This is a genomic window from Halostagnicola alkaliphila, assembly GCF_055379965.1.
The window spans coordinates 1,907,444-1,922,759 of sequence record NZ_AP043826.1 but is presented as its reverse complement, the minus strand read 5'-3'; the positions used below and the strand labels follow the sequence as shown (position 1 = coordinate 1,922,759).

The following is a 15,316-nucleotide window of genomic DNA, read 5'->3' as shown; positions in this document are numbered from 1 at the left end:
CGCCACAAAAAACCGCTCCGGGACCGCTACAGGTTTTCGTCGATCCAGCCTGCGAAGTCGTCGCCGAGGAACTCGACGTACTCGACGATGCCGAGGTACAGCGAGACGACGAGGACGATGATGACCGGTACGCGGATGAACCAGATCCAGGCCTGGCCAAACGTCCCAAGACCGCCGATTCCCTTCTCGAGTTCCTCGACGGCCATCTTCGGTGCGATCCAGCCGACGAGTATCGCGACCATCAGCGCGCCGAAGACCAGCAAGATGGCATCCGCGAAGCCGTCGAGCAGGTCGAGGAAGATGACGTCGTACGTTACGGGGACACCCAAGAGATAGATTCCGCCACCCATTCCGACTGCAGCTTTCCACCGGTCGATCCCCTTTTCGTCGACGACGTAGGAGGTGACGACCTCGAGTAGCGAGATCGCACTCGAGAGTGCAGCGATCGCGATGGTGCCGAAGAATATCAATCCGAGCCACTGTCCCCCGGTCACCTGTGCGAACGCATCAGTGAGGCTAAAGAAGATCGCACCGACGGACTCCGTTTCTGGATCGGCGCCGCCGGAGATGATGATCGGGAAGACGACGAGACCGACGAGGAACGCGATTCCCGTATCGAAGCCGATGATGATGGTTCCGTCTTTCGTGAGATTTCGATCCTCGCCGAGGTAGGAGGCGTAGGTTATCATGACACCCATACCGAGCGAGAGTGTGAAGAACGCCTGTCCGGCTGCGGCGGGAAGAATCTCCGCCCAATTATCAGCGATGACGCTGAAGTCGGGATTCAAGTAATACGAGTATGCCTCGCCTGCTTCAGGCAGCGTTGCGGCCCAGATTGCGAGAGCAACGAGCAGAACGATGATCGCGGGGACCATCACCTTCACTGCGAGTTCGATACCGCGGCGGATTCCCAGCGCGACGATTCCGATCGTGAACGCCATGAAAATCGTGTGGAACAGCAGCGAATCGAGCCCGAAGGCGAGATCCATCCACATCATGACGGTTTCGGGTTCGCCCGCCTCCGCGGCGGCGTCTTCGTATCCTGCGAGATGTTCGGCGTAGCTTCCTGTGAATCCCTCGAGGAAGTACCTGATGAACCATCCCGCAATGACGCTGTAATAGGAGAGAATAACGAAGCCGGTGACGATGAAGACGCCGCCAACGTACTTCCAGGCGTTTCCACCATATTCTTTGAGTGCGCCAACCGGGTTTCGTTCGGTTCTCCGACCGACGACGAACTCCATGAGGATAGCCGGGAAGCCGACCAATGCGACGAACAGCAGGTACACCAGCAAGAACGCAGCACCCCCACCTTCACCGGTTACGAACGGGAACCGCCAGACGTTCCCGAGGCCGACGGCGCTTCCTACCGCGGCTAGTATGAACCCTGTTCTCGTGGCCCACGTTTCACGTTCTGCCATGGCCGGGATATCTTCCCCCCCACCACTAATAACTTACTAGATATGAAAGTTTACTGGAACGTCATCTCGAGAAATTTTGCCTGAAAAATGGACGGAAATCTTTTTCCCAGTGGTTACACGACTGTTCGCTATGACTCGGAGCAGGTGGTCGCCGTGACGATGGAGGATCGCATCGAAGAGCTGGAGGAGTTTCGGGCGGAGGCGCTGAAGGGCGGCGGCGAGGACCGAATCGAGAAACAACACGAGAAAGGCAAGATGACCGCGCGCGAGCGGATCGATTACTTCCTCGACGAGGACACGTTCACCGAGTTCGATCAGCTCCGGACCCATCAGACCAGCGAATTCGGGATGGAAGAGAAGAAGATTCCCGGCGACGGCGTCGTCACCGGGTACGGCGAGGTCGACGGCCGAACCGTCTTCGTTTTCGCTCACGACTTCACCGTCTTCGGCGGCTCGCTGGGCGAAGTGTTCGCCGAGAAAATCTGCAAGGTCATGGATATGGCCATGGAAGTCGGTGCCCCCATCGTCGGCCTCAACGACTCCGCCGGCGCGCGGATCCAGGAGGGCGTCAAGAGCCTCGCCGGCTTTACGGAAATCTTCCGCCGAAATCAGGAAGCGAGCGGCGTCGTTCCACAGATTTCGGGGATCATGGGCCCCTGTGCGGGCGGTGCGGTCTACTCGCCCTCGATCACCGACTTCATCTTCATGGTCAAGGACACGAGTCACATGTACATCACCGGACCCGGCGTCACCAAGACCGTCACCGGTGAGGACGTGACCCACGAGGAACTCGGCGGAGCGGTCACCCACGCGAACAAAACCGGCGTCGCCGAGTTCGCCTGCGAGAGCGAAGAACAGGCCCTGGACAAGATCAAGCGCTTACTCTCGTATCTCCCGCAGAACAACGTCGAGGACCCGCCGCGCGTCGAGCCGTGGGACGACCCGGATCGACGAGACGAGGCGCTCGAGGACATCGTCCCCTCGAGTCCGCAGAAACCCTACGACATGACCAACGTGATCGATTCGGTGGTCGACGAGGGCTCGTTCTTCGAGGTCGCGGACAACTTCTCGCAGAACATCGTGGTCGGGTTCGGCCGACTCGACGGCCGCTCGGTCGGTATCGTCGCGAACCAGCCGCGGGTCAACGCCGGCACGCTCACCGTCGACGCGTCGATGAAGGGGTCGCGGTTCGTGCGCTTTTGTGATTCCTTTAACATCCCGATCGTCACCTTCGTCGACGTTCCCGGTTACATGCCCGGAACCGATCAGGAACACCGCGGGATCATCCGCCACGGCGCGAAGCTTCTCTACGCGTACTCCGAAGCCACCGTGCCGCTGCTGACGGTCATCACGCGCAAGGCCTACGGCGGTGCGTACTGCGTCATGGCCTCGAAGAACCTCGGCGCTGACGTCAACTACGCCTGGCCGACGGCCGAAATCGCGGTGATGGGTCCACAGGGTGCCGTCAACATCCTCTATCGCGAAGAACTCGCGGAGGCGGAGAACCCCGACGAGCTTCGGGACGAACTCATCGAGGAGTACCGCGAGGAGTTCGCGAACCCCTACACGGCGACGGACAAGGGCTTCCTCGACGACGTCATCTTACCGACCGAAACCAGACCGCGCCTGATCGCCGACCTCGAGATGCTCGAGACCAAACGCGAGGAAAATCCGGACAAGAAACACGGCAACATCCCGCTCTGAGATGGCATCCAAGCAACGAGCCCGCGCCGACGAGCGGGACGAGGCCGAATCAACCGACGTGCCGAGCATCGAACTTGACATCCCGGACGATGCCGACGATTCCGAAGCCGCGGCCATCGCAGCGGCGATAAGCGCACACGTCCGCGACCAGGAACTTGCGGCGGCCGCGGCGGCCGCCGGTGAAGCGGAATCCTGGGACGGGAAGCGGTGGGCCTACGCGGGCCGAATCCGGACCCAGCAACAGCGAACCACTCGAGTGCCGAAAGACGCGCCGACGAACCCGTGGAGTGCGGCAGGGCGGACAGACCGCTTCTGATCGACGGCAATCGCTCTCGTTTTCGTCCTGTCAAGTTTCGATCCGGCGTGTCAGTGCGTTTATCCTCGCGATTCGAATCAGCATCCGGATTTCGATCCTTCCCAACTATCGAGCGCGAGAAGGATGACGTTCACTCCCGCCTCGAGCACAGAGGTGACAAATCAGTTGCGAAAAAGTAAGGTAGGGCGCTTCCAACGTTTCTTGTAGGAATGTTCAGGAAGGTTCTCGTGGCGAACCGCGGGGAAATCGCGGTGCGGGTCATGCGCGCGTGTGAGGAGCTAAACGTCGGAACCGTGGCCGTCTACTCCGAGGCCGACAAGGACTCGGGCCACGTCAGATACGCCGACGAAGCGTACAACATCGGCCCGGCGCGCGCGGCCGACTCGTATCTCGACCACGACGCCGTCATCGAGGCGGCCCGAAAAGCCGACGCCGACGCGATCCACCCCGGCTACGGCTTCCTCGCGGAGAACGCTGACTTTGCCGGCAGAGTCGAGGCCGAAGACGGGCTCACTTGGATCGGCCCCTCGAGCGACTCGATGGAAACCCTGGGCGAGAAGACCAAAGCTCGCACCGTCATGAGCGAGGCGGAGGTCCCGATCGTCCCGGGAACCACCGAACCCGTCACCGACCCCGACGAAGTCAAAGTCTTCGGGGAGGAACACGGCTATCCGATCGCGATCAAGGCCGAGGGCGGCGGCGGCGGTCGCGGCATGAAAGTCGTCTGGGAGGAAAGCGAGGTCGAGGATCAACTCGAGAGCGCCCAGCGCGAGGGCGAGGCCTACTTCGACAACGATTCGGTCTACCTCGAGCGTTACCTCGAGAATCCGCGCCACATCGAAGTCCAGATCGTCGCCGACCAACACGGCAACGTCCGCCACCTGGGCGAGCGCGACTGTTCGCTCCAGCGCCGACACCAGAAGGTCATCGAGGAGGGGCCCTCGGCGGCGCTCTCGGACGAACTCCGCGAACAAATCGGTGACGCGGCCCGCCGCGGCGTCGCAGCCGCCGACTACACGAACGCCGGGACAGTCGAGTTCCTCGTCGAGGAAGAGGAAGGACGCGATGGCCTCCTCGGCCCGGAGACGAACTTCTACTTCCTCGAGGTCAATACGCGGATTCAGGTCGAACACTGCGTCACCGAACAAATCACGGGCATCGACATCGTCAAACGCCAGATCCGGGTCGCGGCCGGCGAAGAGATCGACTTCGATCAGACGGACGTCGATATCGACGGCCACGCCATCGAGTTCCGAATCAACGCCGAGAACGCGGCCAACGACTTCCAACCGGCCTCCGGCGGTTCTCTCACTACCTACGATCCGCCCGGCGGCGTCGGGGTCCGCGTCGACGACGCGCTTCGACAAGACGACGAGCTCGTCACCGACTACGACTCGATGATCGCGAAACTGATCGTCTGGGGCGAGGACCGCGACGAGTGTCTCGAGCGCTCCATGCGCGCGCTCAGAGAGTACAATATCGAGGGGATCCCGACGATTATTCCGTTCCACCGGCTGATGCTGACCGACGAAACGTTCGTCCAGAGCCGACACACGACGAAGTACCTCGACGAGGAACTGGAAGAAGACCGGATCGAGGAGGCCCAACAACAGTGGGGAGCCGACGAATCGACCACCGATGCCGACGACGAGGAGGTCGTCGAACGGGAGTTCACCGTCGAGGTCAACGGCAAACGCTTCGAGGTCAACCTCGAGGAACACGGCGCGCCGCCGCTCCCGACCGGCGACAATCCGGGGGGGGCGGCACCGAGCCCGCCGGACGTCGCAGGCGGTGACGACGACGGCGGAGACGACGTCGAACTCGAGGGCGACGGAGAACTCGTCGACGCCGAGATGCAGGGAACGATCCTCTCGGTCGAAGTCGAGGAAGGTGACGAGGTCGACGCGGGCGACGTGCTGGTCGTGCTCGAGGCGATGAAGATGGAAAACGATATCGTGGCCTCCCGCGGCGGCACCGTCACGCAGATTGCGGTTGCTGAAGGCGACAGCGTCGACATGGGCGATAGCTTGGTCGTCCTCGAGTAATTCGAGTTCGTTCGGTCTCGAGCACATCCGAACCGCTCGTTTTCGCTGATAGTGGTGACCCGATTAGAGTCGTTCGCGCAACGCCCAGACGTCTTCGGCTGGCTCGAGGCGGTTCGGTTCTTTCCCGCGTTCGGTGACGATTCCAGTGTGGTACAACATCGCCTTCAGCTGGAAGACCGTCGGCGAGTGGTAGATCGAGCCGTCCTCGAGCGCTTCGGTTCTGAGATCACCGTCTCGCGTGAGCACTCGGCGTCGAATCGCCTCGTCGCCGCGAACGAAGAGTTCGACCGCGAACGTCGGATGGAGCACGTGGAGGTACTCGAGTAACGTGGTGAGGGACGGTGTCGGGTTCCCGTCGGCGTGGAGGTTCTCGAGTTCGGTGACCAACAGCTGGGTGGCGGGATACGCGAAGACGATTCGGCGTGCGAGTTGGCCCCACGCGGGCGCGGCATCGATGAACCGCTTGGACGAGCCGTACCAGTCCTCGAACGCCTCGAGTGCGGTCTCGACGGAGCCGTGGCGACGAACGGCGAAGCGAACGACCTCGCGCCCGAGTCCGGTCAGCGTCACGCGGTCCGGCTGGACGGTTATCAGGTCGAGGAATTCGGCTCCTCGCTGCGCGGCGTCGGTCGCGCTGACGACGTCGTACGTCGAGAGCAACTGCTCCGTCTCGCCGTTCGCGTAGTGAGCGAGCGGATAGCCGAGGTAGTTCTTCGGGTGGTTGAGCGAAAACGACTGGTCGGCGACGCCCTGTGCGCTCGCCTGAAACCGTATCGCGTTCGCCTCCGACGTCGTTCGGTTCCCGACGACTCGAGGGGTTTCCAGCGGTTCGACGGTGCCGGCCGAATCGACGCCGAGCACGCCGACGTTTAACTCTCGAGCGAGCGTTCGATCGGTCTCGGAGACCGCGACCGCCGGCGCGGCGAGATACGCCGCGTTCGCTTCGTGCAATCGATCGTGTGCCTGGACGATTCCTCGACGGGTATCGACGCTTCCGTCGGTCGTGTGACCCTTCGCTTCGACGGCGATCAGCGGCGGTTCCTCGCCGAGTCGTTCGACCGCGAGCAGCTCCGGCTCGAGCGTTCGAACGCCGACGAGGTCCGGATAGCCGCTGCCGATTTCGACGTGATTGAACGGTGCGAGCGTCTCGCGAACGGAGCGATCGATCGGTTCGTCGGCTAACCAGCGTTCGCTCGCGAACTGCGTGTCGACGACGGCGTAGGTTCCTTCCTCCTCGGGAAACAGCCGCCGCTTCGTGTGTGCGAGAACGGTCGGTTCGGAAAGCGATCCCCCGGAAACGGACATAGCGTGCTATTAGTGACCGGGGTGAAGAACGTTTTTGCTCGAGCGGGCGTCGCCGTCGACGACTGTGCGCTCACCGAGACGATTGTGCGCTCACCGAGACGACTCGAGACGAACGTCGGTCGTCACGGCGTCGACGTGAACGCGGACGGTCCCCTCGGCCGTCTCGAGGGGAACGATCCACGTGCCGCTCGTTCGGTGTGGCTCCTCGAGTAGCGTCGACTCTTGGGTCTCGTCGTTCGTCTCGAGTGTGTCTCGAGCGATCCGGGTCGCTTCGTCGGCCTCCTCGACCGCCAAGTCGTCGGTCATTCGAAGCGTGACGACCGGAGCGTCCGCCATTCGAACGATTCGCTCGGTGACGCTCCCGACGAGGAATCGGTCGAGGCCCGTTCGACCCTGGGTTCCCATCACGATCATGTCGATGTCGTTCTCGCTCGCGTAGGTAAGGATACACTCGTGTGGAACGCCGCGTTCGATCGTCGTCGTCACCGGGATGCCGGCCCGCTCCGCTTCGCCCTCGACGTGACTGACGGCGCGTTCCGCCTCCGAAGCGACCTTCCCGTTACTCATCGTGCCGAGAGGCCCTTCGGGAACGATCGAAAGCCCGTGGACCGTCCCGCCGAACTGCCCGGCGATCGTGAGTCCGTGATCGATCGCCCGTCGGGTTCCGTCGCTTCCGTCCGTCGGAATAAGCACGTTCTGGTACATCGATTCGATGGAATTTGGGCTGTCACGTATATATATGCTCGAGTAGCGACTCCCCAGTCCGGAACGATTAGTTCGCTGAATCGCCGAAGAACGACTCGCTCGCAAAGCCAATCCGGAACTACTTGCTTGTTGAACTATCACGGGAGGGGGGCCAGCCCTTTATTTTCAGCGGCAGTCTTCGTGTTGGTGACTCTCGGTAGCTCGCGATCACCTCAGATGCTCGACGGAGACGGCGAATTACCCCGTTTGATACGTTTACATGGCCACGCACAGTTCGCGTCGAACGTTCATCGCAACGACCGGGTCGGCCTCCCTCGGACTCGCGATCAGCGGCTGTCTCGATACCGACGGCACCGACCACGAACTTCCAGCCGTGTTGCTGACGTGGCAGCGCGATCCGACGACCACGATGACGATCGACTGGCACGTCGACTTGAGCGGCACCATCACGAACGATCCGGATACCCTCGAGTATCGGGTTGACGACGCCGAGGGCGACTGGAACGAACGAACGAGTTCTTCACACAGCTTCGACCAGTACGATCGACGGATTCACCGCGTCGAACTGACCGATCTCGAGCCCGAGACGACCTACGAGTTTCGGGTCGAATCGGGGGAGGCGTACCGGTTCCGGACGATGCCGGCACGGTTGGACGATTCGCTCACGTTCGCCGCCGGCGGAGATACCGACGCGTCGGGTTGGGATCGGATCGCGAGCGAGTTGCTGGCGTACGATCCCGAGTTTCTGGTCGTCGGCGGTGACTTCGCCTACGCTGACGGCGGAACCACTCACGATTCGCTCGAGCGGTGGCACGCGTGGCTCGAGACCGCAAACCGGGAGTTGATCGACGAGGACGGCCGCGTGGTTCCGATCGTCTCGGCCATTGGAAACCACGAAACCAGAAACGGGTACTACTACGAGGCGACTCGACAACTCGAGGACACCGACGAGTGGCGAGCGTGGTACGCTCCGTACTTCTACAACTTCTTCGCGTTTCCCGGCCATCCGGGCTACGGCGTGTTGAATTTCGGCGACTACCTGTGCGTGCCGGTTCTCGACAGCAACCACACCAACACGATCGACGGAACGCAAACCGAATGGCTCGAGGGGGTTCTCGAGTCCCGATCCGACGCGACTCACGTCATTCCGGTCTATCACGTCCCGGCGTGGCCGTCCCATCGGGAGATCGAACTGGACCTCGACCAGCGCTCCCAGTTCCACTGGTGTCCGCTCTTCGAGCGCGCAGACGTTCGGTTCGCACTCGAGAGTCACGATCACACGTTCAAGCGGACCCATCCGCTACTCGGGGGCGAGCGCGACGAGGACGGGATCGTCTACGTCGGCGACGGCTGTATGGGGCGGCCGCCGCGGGAGGCGGACGCCGATCGCTGGTACATCGACGAAGCCGACGGAACGTACAACTGTCACATCGTGACCATCGACGAGGCGGGAGCACGCGTCGAAACGATCGATGCGGACGGGGAGACGCTCGACGAAACGAGCCGAGACGTCGTTTGAGCGAGCGACGCGCGCTATTCGTCCGGCGAACGGTCGTCGATCGTCCGTTCGCCCGATCCGTTCGACGCGTCCGACGCGCTCGGCGACAACAACGTCGACACTCGGGCGTTTTCTTTGATCTGGACGCCGCCCTCGGGAACGCTGAGCGGAAGCAAGGGGAGATGAGAACTGACCCGAACCGTCGGATGGGAACACCCTCGAGCCAGCAGTTCGTTGCGCGCCTGGAGAACGAGTCGGTTCTCGACGTCGGTGAGGAACTCGTTGTGCTGGAGGACGTACTGCCCGCCGTCGAGTTCCCACCAGCCGTAGTCGTCGTTCGGATCCTGTTGGGTCGTCGGAACGACCTCGAACTCGGCGTCCTCGAGTTCGTCACCGCCGAAATCGAGCTTTCCGGGGGCGTCGACGGTGTAGATCGCGCTCACCGTCAGATCGATTCCCTGATCGTGAATTTGCGTCGGCTCGTAGACGAGGTTATCGACGTGAGCTGTGAGCGGCTGTTCTTCGGACATATCGATTGAAATGATGGCCCGAATCGTAAAAAAACGGCTGCCCGAACGCACCGAGTGAGGGAGAACAGAAAGCGGACTGAAACGGCAAGCGACTGGAACGGCGAGCGGACTCCCGGAACTTGATGTGACCGGCCGCGTAACTATACCACATGGTCGACGTGCTGAAAGACGAGATCGCTCGCTTCGTTCGCGCCGCCGGGCCGGATCCCGACGAAACGGTACGCGAGATGGACGAGTACGCCGCCGCCGAGGGATTCCCGAACGTCGGTCCCGAGGTCGGCGGCGTACTGGAACTTCTCACCCGAATGATCGGCGCACGACGCGTCTTCGAGTTCGGATCGGGGTACGGCTACTCAGCGTACTGGTTCGCGAAGGGGCTCCCCGACGACGGGACCGTCGTCCTGACGGAAGTCGACGAGGACGAACTCGAGATGGCTAGGGGTTACATGGCCGAAGGCGGTTTCGACGACGTCGCGCGGTACGAACTCGGCGACGCGCTCGAGACCGTCGACCGGTACGACGGCCCGTTCGATGTCGTGTTGATCGACCACCAGAAACACCGTTATCCGGAGGCCTTCGAAGCGGTCAAATCGAAGGTGCCCGCTGGCGGGGTGATCGTCGCGGACAACGCGATGACGGCGGGGAGTATCCAGTTCGAGAAGTTACTCGAGGGGGTCGAAGCCGGACGGCTCCCGGACGACGCGAACGAAGACACGCGGGGAATCGCAACGTATCTCGAGGCCGTTCGCGCCGATCCCGCTTTCGAGACGGTTATCCTTCCGATCGGAGAGGGGATCGCGGTGAGTTATCGGATGGAGTAATCGCGGTGAGTTTTCGGACGGGCCAATCGCGGCGGATTACCGAACTGAGTAATCGGAGTCGTTTTCGACGACGCGGTCGTCGGCCGCTTCGGTTCCCGGTGTTGCCCCGTATTCGCGAAAACCGAGGAAGACGGTCGTCGCACAGGCCAGTAGCAACGTTCCCCAGGTCAGCGCTCCCACCGTGATCGTCGCGACCGTCGTCGAACCTGGAAGGAGCTCCGAAATCGTTCCGACGCCGACGATATGGAGTCCGGCAACCCCGAGAAAGCTACTCCAGAACCCCACCGAGAGCGTCGCGAGCCGTCGCCGGCTAACAACGCTGGCGACTCGAGCGACGGCGTAGACCCCGCCGACGGCGAGGGCTGTCCCAGCGGCCGTCGGGAGGAGTGCACTGCTGGTGGCGCTAATACCACCGGCGGCTGCAAAAAGCGCGAACGATACCATCAGATGCGACCGATCCGAGTTGAGTGCTGAGTGGATCACGTCGGTCACTGCGTTGGTGGCACCAACATGCGCCCGAATATATAGTTATTGGCTGGAGAGGATCTTGTGAATGGATGACAAATGTCCTTCTGAAAAGCGGGACATTCCCGCTCAGATTCCGGATCGATCCGGTTTCGGCGCGACGTGGGGTTCCGGGACGAGATCCTCGAACGGTTGCTCGTCGAGCCACTTGAGGAGCCTGACTAGCTGGTCCGTCGCCGCCTCGAAGAGTTGATTGCCGATTTCCGGCGTCGCGTCGGTCTGATCGCCGAAGACGCCGTTCTCAGATATCTCCTTCGAATCGTACGTGACTCGAGCGCCGTTGATCGCCATCGCGGCTGGATCGAACGACGTCATCCCGCCGTCTCGGGCGTCCTCGAGTCTATCCTCACGAACGAGATCCCGCGCGATGTGCATGATCATTGCGGTCTCTTTCGGGCCGCCGTGTGGACCGGGAGTCGCGAAGACCGCCTCGATCAGTTCCGGGATCGATTCGTCCCACATCCACTCGATCGCGTAGGCCGTTCCGTCGTCGCGCAGTCGACGACCGACCTCCCGCAGGTGCGCGACGTTTCCGCCGTGGGCGTTGACGAAGACGATCCGATCGATCCCGTGGTAGGTAAGGTTCCTCGAGATGCTTTCGACGTAGTCCCGAAAGACGGCTGGGTCGACCCACATGGTTCCGTGAAACTGTCGGTGGTGGGGACTGACGCCGATCGAGATCACCGGCGTACAGAGGTGTCCCGTTCGCTCGGTGGCCGCTCGAGCGAGCGCGTCGGCGATCATGAAGTCGGTTCCCTCTGGGAGGTGTGGCCCGTGCTGTTCGGTCGACCCCAGGGGAACGACGGCCAGCGACTCGGTTTCGACGTACTCGCCGAGGTCCGGCCAAGTTCGGTGTGGAAGATACATGCACGCTAATCGACTCCGACGCGCAATAACGGTACGTGCGAGAGCGACCTCACGTCCTATAATAAACTCTATATAGCGATATCAAATGGCAGGCGTTACTCGATCGATGGGAACTCACGCGTTCAAGAACAAGCGCTCGAGACGACTCGAGTCGGTGCTAATCGATCGAGACGGATCTGGCATATCGATCCGACACGCCGAAACGACGTGAGACGAAGCATTGACGTGCCGAGGTGTGGTATCATTTCGATAGTTTTCGTGCCGACCACCGTCGAGCACGAGGAACCCTCGTTCATGAAGAAATTCCCCTCGATTCCACGCGTCGCGAACGCCCCCGAGGAACTCCTCGAGGAGGGGCATCTGTGGCTTCTCGAGAAGGTCGACGGCGCGAATTTTCGGTTCCAGCTGCAACGGTCGGGACTCGTGCGGTTCGGCGACCGAAGCCGCGTCTACGACGACCCCGACGAGGTTCCAGCCCCGTATCAACACGCCGTCGACCACGTTCAGGAGAACCTCGAGCGCGAGGCGCTTCGAAACGCCGTCGACGATGTCGAGGATATCGTATTCTTCGGCGAGGCGATGCACCGTCACGCGATCGAGTACGATTGGGAACGAACGCCGTCGTTCCTCGGATTCGATATCTGGTCGGCCGATGCGAGGACGTTCTACCCGCTCGATACCGTCGAACGGATTTTCGACCGGATCGGGATTCAGCCGGTGAACGTCTTCGAACGAGAACGGCGAGCGCGGGATTTCGACGCCGATTCGTACTCGATACCAGAATCGAACTGGTACGATGGGCCCGCGGAGGGAGTGATCCTCCGGGACAAGCGGGGGAGACGGGCGAAGCTCCTCCATCCTGCGTTCCGAGAGGTAGACGAGACGATTCCGATCGACGCACCGGCCGACGAACTGGCGCGAAAGTACGCGACTGAACGGCGACTCGAGAAGGTCGCGACCAAACTCGAGGACCGAAACTACTCGGTGAATTTCGAAACGCTTTACGATCGAGTTATGACGGATATCGTCCGCGAAGCTCACAAGCAACTCTATCACGGTCGCGCTGACGTGGATACGGAGACGTTCAGGTCGGAAGTCGGTGCGCTGACGCGGCAGTTTCTCGAAGCCCGGGACGTCGACAGTTGGGAGTAAAACCCCCTACCTGACGCGTTCTATGAACGTCCGGCGGTTTTCGGGGCGTGAAATGATAAAGGTTAATAAATATGGCGGCCCGAGTTGTTATATGGCAGTCGTAAGCGTCTCCATGCCGGACGAACTCCTGGATCGACTCGATCAGTTTGCCGACGACCACGGCTACACCGGCCGGAGCGAGGTCGTCAGGGAAGCCTCTCGAAACCTCCTCGGCGAGTTCGAGGATACCCGACTCGAGGGCCGAGAGCTCATGGGAATCGTGACCGTGCTCTTCGACTACGAGACGACGAGCGTCGAAGAGCGGATGATGCACCTGCGCCACGAACACGAGGATCTCGTCGCGTCGAACTTCCACAGCCACGTCGGCGATCACCACTGTATGGAACTATTCGTTCTCGAAGGTGCGCTCGAGGATATCTCGACGTTCGTCGGGAAAATTCGTGCAACGCAGGACGCCCTCACCGTCGACTACTCGGTCATTCCGGTCGACAGTTTCGATCCGATTAGCCAAGAACACTAATCCGATCCGTTTTTCCCCTCTAGCGGCATCGCCATTGGTAGTAACCGATACTCGAGAAACTGAGTCGGAGCGCGTACTTTTACTATTTCCCAGCCGTAGGGCTACTCGAAATGTCTTACACGAAGGTCAACTACGAGGAGGTCGACCAGGTCTCGAGTGCGATGCACTTTCTGAGCGATCCGCTCGAGACCGAACGGGTCGGCGTGACGGTCGCACGGTGTGATCCACACTGGAAGAGCCAGCCCCACGATCACGTTGACAACGACCACGAGGAGGTGTACGTGCTAATCGAGGGAGAGGCCGAGGTAATCGTCGACGACGAACCGGTGGCGATGACGACGGGCGACGCGCTGTGGATTCCGCCGGAGTCGACGCGCCAGATTCGAAACGGCGACACCGAAAGCGCGTTCGTTCTCGTCAGCGCACCCTCCATTGCGGACGACGACGATACCGACGGCGAGTGGTTGCTGAGCGGCTTTGCGGGCTAACTCGGATTTCTATCTACGGGCCACGAAAGACACCGATTTCGCGCGGTCTGACACGAAAAGGCGACTTCTACCGCCCCGGACTATATCCTACTCGATACTGACTACCTGCGTATGAACCCGCTCGAGGACACCATTGTTCCGGATCGCGCACTCGATCACAAAGCCGAAGCCGAGGAATTCGCTCGAAAGCACATCGAACCGAATGCGGCCGAATACTACGACTCGGGTGAATACCCGTGGGACGTTCTCGAGGCCGCACAGGACGCGGGGCTAGCCGGGCAGGACATCCCGGAAGCCTGGGGCGGGCGCGGACTCGAGCTTTCACAACTTCTCGCGATCACGGAGGAGTTCTACCGCGCGGACGCCGGAATCGCGTTGACGATACAGCTAGCGAGTTTCGGCTGTGAGATCACCTACGAGTACGGAACCGACGAACAGTGCGAAGAATACGTTCGACCCGTCGCCGAGGGCGAGCAACTATCCGGACTCGCCGTCTCGGAACCGGAAACCGGGAGCGACCTCGCGGGGATGCAAACCACCGCGGAAAAAGACGGCGACGAGTACGTCTTGAACGGAGAGAAGTACTGGATCGGCAACGGCGTCGAGGCCGATTGGGTGACCGTCTACGCCCGAACCGGTGACAACGAGAACAACCGGTACGGAAATCATTCGATGTTCATCGTTCCGACCGATACGGACGGCTACGAGGCCGAACACATCCCCGAAAAGATGGCGATGCCCGCCTCGAAGCAGGCACACATTACGTTCGACGACTGCACAATTCCCGAATCGAATCTAATCGGCCACGAGGGTGCCGGGTTCATGATGCTCGCAGACTTTTTTAATCACGGCCGAATCGTCGTTTCCGGGCACGGATTGGGACTCGCCGCGGCGGCTATCGAGGAAGCGTGGGAATTTACCCACGACCGGGAGGAGTTCGGCCGAACGATAAACGAGTTTCAGGCAGTTCAACACGGGCTTGCCGATATGCTCGTCGAGTTCGAGAGCGCTCGAGCGCTCGTCTGGCGAGCGTGCCAAAAGGTCGAAGCAGACGAAAACGCGGGTTACTGGGCCGCGCTATCGAAGACGAAGGCAACGGAAACGGCGGTTGACATCGCCGAACAAGGAATGCAGTTTCACGGCGGTCGTTCGATCCTCGACGAGCGACGGATCGCGCGCGTCTATCGTGACGTTCGAGTCCCGGTCATTTACGAAGGCGTAAACGAGGTCCAGCGAAATTTGATCTACGGGCAGGCACCCTAACCCAACTCGAGTCTAACGGATACAGCGCGAGTGCTAAGATACCGCTCGAGTGTTACGGCTTACCTGTCCCGCGGGTACCGTCTCGTCAGCACGGTTCCCGGTCGAAACTATTAGTTCGCTGTCGGATCGATCGCTTCGGATGCTCCGCCGAACGTC

16 protein-coding genes are annotated in these 15,316 nt (G+C 61.3%); 10 read left to right on the top strand and 6 right to left on the bottom strand.

The window, feature by feature from the left end:
* Nucleotides 1-26 precede the first annotated feature (26 nt).
* Nucleotides 27-1,421: a sodium-dependent transporter gene (locus tag ACZ5C7_RS14735; RefSeq protein WP_464377045.1), complete on the bottom strand. Its 1,395-nt coding sequence runs from the start codon at nucleotides 1,419-1,421 to the stop codon at nucleotides 27-29.
* A 159-nt stretch (nucleotides 1,422-1,580) separates the two neighbouring features.
* Between ACZ5C7_RS14735 and ACZ5C7_RS14730 the strand changes: the two genes are divergently transcribed.
* The 3 genes from ACZ5C7_RS14730 (at nucleotide 1,581) to ACZ5C7_RS14720 (ending at nucleotide 5,486) form a co-directional block, all read left to right on the top strand.
* Nucleotides 1,581-3,125 carry an acyl-CoA carboxylase subunit beta gene (locus ACZ5C7_RS14730; protein WP_464377044.1) on the top strand — a complete coding sequence of 515 codons (1,545 nt, stop codon included), beginning with the start codon at nucleotides 1,581-1,583 and terminating at the stop codon, nucleotides 3,123-3,125.
* Between the two features lies 1 nt (nucleotide 3,126).
* Entirely contained in the window at nucleotides 3,127-3,441 is a 315-nt protein-coding gene (locus ACZ5C7_RS14725; protein ID WP_464377043.1) for a hypothetical protein, read from the top strand.
* A 209-nt stretch (nucleotides 3,442-3,650) separates the two neighbouring features.
* The gene (locus ACZ5C7_RS14720; RefSeq protein ID WP_464377042.1) at nucleotides 3,651-5,486 is read left to right on the top strand and encodes an acetyl-CoA carboxylase biotin carboxylase subunit; all 1,836 of its coding nucleotides are present in this window, start codon (nucleotides 3,651-3,653) and stop codon (nucleotides 5,484-5,486) included.
* 63 nt (nucleotides 5,487-5,549) lie between these two features.
* Here ACZ5C7_RS14720 and ACZ5C7_RS14715 read toward each other — a convergent pair whose 3' ends face one another.
* Both ACZ5C7_RS14715 and ACZ5C7_RS14710 read right to left on the bottom strand, forming a co-directional pair.
* Nucleotides 5,550-6,791 (bottom strand): hypothetical protein, encoded by a 1,242-nt coding sequence (locus ACZ5C7_RS14715; RefSeq protein WP_464377041.1) that lies wholly within the window; start codon nucleotides 6,789-6,791, stop codon nucleotides 5,550-5,552.
* A 90-nt stretch (nucleotides 6,792-6,881) separates the two neighbouring features.
* The gene (locus ACZ5C7_RS14710; RefSeq protein ID WP_464377040.1) at nucleotides 6,882-7,496 is read right to left on the bottom strand and encodes a universal stress protein; all 615 of its coding nucleotides are present in this window, start codon (nucleotides 7,494-7,496) and stop codon (nucleotides 6,882-6,884) included.
* Nucleotides 7,497-7,755: 259 nt separating this feature from the next.
* Here ACZ5C7_RS14710 and ACZ5C7_RS14705 point away from each other — a divergent pair, with 259 nt between their 5' ends.
* Nucleotides 7,756-9,015: a purple acid phosphatase family protein gene (locus ACZ5C7_RS14705; RefSeq protein WP_464377039.1), complete on the top strand. Its 1,260-nt coding sequence runs from the start codon at nucleotides 7,756-7,758 to the stop codon at nucleotides 9,013-9,015.
* 14 nt (nucleotides 9,016-9,029) lie between these two features.
* Here the strand turns inward: ACZ5C7_RS14705 and ACZ5C7_RS14700 are convergent, their stop codons facing one another.
* The gene (locus tag ACZ5C7_RS14700) at nucleotides 9,030-9,524 is read right to left on the bottom strand and encodes a dCTP deaminase/dUTPase family protein (protein ID WP_464377038.1); all 495 of its coding nucleotides are present in this window, start codon (nucleotides 9,522-9,524) and stop codon (nucleotides 9,030-9,032) included.
* A 149-nt stretch (nucleotides 9,525-9,673) separates the two neighbouring features.
* Here ACZ5C7_RS14700 and ACZ5C7_RS14695 point away from each other — a divergent pair, with 149 nt between their 5' ends.
* Nucleotides 9,674-10,345 (top strand): O-methyltransferase, encoded by a 672-nt coding sequence (locus ACZ5C7_RS14695; RefSeq protein WP_464377037.1) that lies wholly within the window; start codon nucleotides 9,674-9,676, stop codon nucleotides 10,343-10,345.
* 36 nt (nucleotides 10,346-10,381) lie between these two features.
* On the opposite strand, the gene ACZ5C7_RS14690 is transcribed toward ACZ5C7_RS14695, so the two are convergent.
* Together ACZ5C7_RS14690 and ACZ5C7_RS14685 are read right to left on the bottom strand one after the other, a co-directional pair.
* Nucleotides 10,382-10,837, bottom strand: a complete 456-nt coding sequence (locus ACZ5C7_RS14690; protein WP_464377036.1) for a hypothetical protein — start codon at nucleotides 10,835-10,837, stop codon at nucleotides 10,382-10,384.
* Nucleotides 10,838-10,939: 102 nt separating this feature from the next.
* Nucleotides 10,940-11,737, bottom strand: a complete 798-nt coding sequence (locus tag ACZ5C7_RS14685) for a creatininase family protein (RefSeq protein ID WP_464377035.1) — start codon at nucleotides 11,735-11,737, stop codon at nucleotides 10,940-10,942.
* Nucleotides 11,738-11,822: 85 nt separating this feature from the next.
* Here ACZ5C7_RS14685 and ACZ5C7_RS14680 point away from each other — a divergent pair, with 85 nt between their 5' ends.
* The 5 genes from ACZ5C7_RS14680 (at nucleotide 11,823) to ACZ5C7_RS14660 (ending at nucleotide 15,160) form a co-directional block, all read left to right on the top strand.
* Nucleotides 11,823-11,948 (top strand): hypothetical protein, encoded by a 126-nt coding sequence (locus ACZ5C7_RS14680; RefSeq protein ID WP_464377034.1) that lies wholly within the window; start codon nucleotides 11,823-11,825, stop codon nucleotides 11,946-11,948.
* A gap of 83 nt (nucleotides 11,949-12,031) precedes the next feature.
* A complete protein-coding gene (locus ACZ5C7_RS14675) occupies nucleotides 12,032-12,889 on the top strand; it encodes an RNA ligase family protein (RefSeq protein ID WP_464377033.1) in 858 nt (285 codons plus the stop codon).
* Nucleotides 12,890-12,980: 91 nt separating this feature from the next.
* A complete protein-coding gene (gene nikR / locus ACZ5C7_RS14670; protein ID WP_283834017.1) occupies nucleotides 12,981-13,409 on the top strand; it encodes a nickel-responsive transcriptional regulator NikR in 429 nt (142 codons plus the stop codon).
* A 110-nt stretch (nucleotides 13,410-13,519) separates the two neighbouring features.
* Entirely contained in the window at nucleotides 13,520-13,897 is a 378-nt protein-coding gene (locus ACZ5C7_RS14665) for a cupin domain-containing protein (RefSeq protein ID WP_464377032.1), read from the top strand.
* 111 nt (nucleotides 13,898-14,008) lie between these two features.
* Nucleotides 14,009-15,160 (top strand): acyl-CoA dehydrogenase family protein, encoded by a 1,152-nt coding sequence (locus tag ACZ5C7_RS14660; RefSeq protein ID WP_464377031.1) that lies wholly within the window; start codon nucleotides 14,009-14,011, stop codon nucleotides 15,158-15,160.
* The last annotated feature ends 156 nt before the right edge of the window (nucleotides 15,161-15,316 follow it).

Bases quoted from the DNA above. Each gene is read 5' to 3' on its own strand.
- ACZ5C7_RS14700 (WP_464377038.1), bottom strand. From the start codon at position 9,524: ATGTCCGAAGAACAGCCGCTCACAGCTCACGTCGATAACCTCGTCTAC.
- ACZ5C7_RS14675 (WP_464377033.1), top strand. From the start codon at position 12,032: ATGAAGAAATTCCCCTCGATTCCACGCGTCGCGAACGCCCCCGAGGAA.
- ACZ5C7_RS14710 (WP_464377040.1), bottom strand. From the start codon at position 7,496: ATGTACCAGAACGTGCTTATTCCGACGGACGGAAGCGACGGAACCCGA.
- ACZ5C7_RS14730 (WP_464377044.1), top strand. From the start codon at position 1,581: ATGGAGGATCGCATCGAAGAGCTGGAGGAGTTTCGGGCGGAGGCGCTG.
- ACZ5C7_RS14705 (WP_464377039.1), top strand. From the start codon at position 7,756: ATGGCCACGCACAGTTCGCGTCGAACGTTCATCGCAACGACCGGGTCG.
- ACZ5C7_RS14735 (WP_464377045.1), bottom strand. From the start codon at position 1,421: ATGGCAGAACGTGAAACGTGGGCCACGAGAACAGGGTTCATACTAGCC.
- nikR (WP_283834017.1), top strand. From the start codon at position 12,981: ATGGCAGTCGTAAGCGTCTCCATGCCGGACGAACTCCTGGATCGACTC.
- ACZ5C7_RS14680 (WP_464377034.1), top strand. From the start codon at position 11,823: ATGGCAGGCGTTACTCGATCGATGGGAACTCACGCGTTCAAGAACAAG.
- ACZ5C7_RS14695 (WP_464377037.1), top strand. From the start codon at position 9,674: ATGGTCGACGTGCTGAAAGACGAGATCGCTCGCTTCGTTCGCGCCGCC.
- ACZ5C7_RS14685 (WP_464377035.1), bottom strand. From the start codon at position 11,737: ATGTATCTTCCACACCGAACTTGGCCGGACCTCGGCGAGTACGTCGAA.
- ACZ5C7_RS14720 (WP_464377042.1), top strand. From the start codon at position 3,651: ATGTTCAGGAAGGTTCTCGTGGCGAACCGCGGGGAAATCGCGGTGCGG.
- ACZ5C7_RS14665 (WP_464377032.1), top strand. From the start codon at position 13,520: ATGTCTTACACGAAGGTCAACTACGAGGAGGTCGACCAGGTCTCGAGT.
- ACZ5C7_RS14715 (WP_464377041.1), bottom strand. From the start codon at position 6,791: ATGTCCGTTTCCGGGGGATCGCTTTCCGAACCGACCGTTCTCGCACAC.
- ACZ5C7_RS14725 (WP_464377043.1), top strand. From the start codon at position 3,127: ATGGCATCCAAGCAACGAGCCCGCGCCGACGAGCGGGACGAGGCCGAA.
- ACZ5C7_RS14660 (WP_464377031.1), top strand. From the start codon at position 14,009: ATGAACCCGCTCGAGGACACCATTGTTCCGGATCGCGCACTCGATCAC.